The sequence below is a fragment of the Synechococcus sp. RC10A2 genome (genome assembly GCF_047502605.1).
Map to the genome: position 1 here is coordinate 1 of NZ_JANSHP010000027.1, position 873 is coordinate 873.

1 pseudogene is annotated in these 873 nt (G+C 56.1%); it reads left to right on the forward strand.

The window, feature by feature from the left end:
* Nucleotides 1-197: 197 nt before the first annotated feature.
* A pseudogene (locus tag NW848_RS02935) lies at nt 198-873 on the forward strand (S-layer protein); the annotation flags it as partial.

The following is an 873-nucleotide window of genomic DNA, read 5'->3' on the forward strand; positions in this document are numbered from 1 at the left end:
ATGCTTCTTTTGTGGGTCGCGATCGCCTGCGCATTCGTCTCCAAGCTCGCGATGCGGTAACCACCTTCTTTGAGGGTGACCCAGGCGTTGGCTTCCAGGGGGGTGCGGGTGGTACCTTCACCCTTGCCCAGCTGGTTTATCAATTTCCTGCTTTCGACCGCGCTGCTACCATCTACACAGGTATTACAGGTACAGGGGTGTCTAGCGTTCTGCAGTACAGCACGCCCTTTGATGCCCTGTCGGACTTTGCCGATGCTCCCAACTCTACGGCAGATGTGCCCAGCGGAACCCTATTTGGCTTCCGCTATCGCCTGAGTGACCAGTTTCGTCTGTCCTATGCCTACAGCACCAGAAGAGGGCAAGCCTTGGGGAGAGGCTTTGGCGACAGTGGCTTGACAGGTGATGATAGCGCCCACGTCGTTGAGCTGGGCTTCTTGCCGACAAAGGGTCTGGAGTTCTACCTCCAATTTGCTTCCACCTACCTGCAGCAGGCGAACGACGGCCCCACCTTCCTGGCCACGGGTAAAAGTCTCTTCCGTGGACCGGTAAGAGGAACTCGGGTAGATGTCTCTGCACGGGTGAATGCTTTTACGTTCGCAGCCAACTGGGAGATCAGCCCTCGCATTACCTTGTCTGGCTGGTTTACGGCTGGCAATGTGGATTACAACCTGCCCAATGTGGTACCGGCTGGTACTGTTGATCCGGGAGAGGAAGACTTTAACGGTTTCCTCCTTGGCTTTGTTTTCCCCGACCTCTTCGTGGAGGGTGCCAAAGGTGGTATTGTGTTTGGCCAGCCAATTGTGACTGCCGACAACGATGGAGTGTGGGATACTCGCCCCTTCGTTGTGGACGTCTACTACAGCTTCCCGGTCA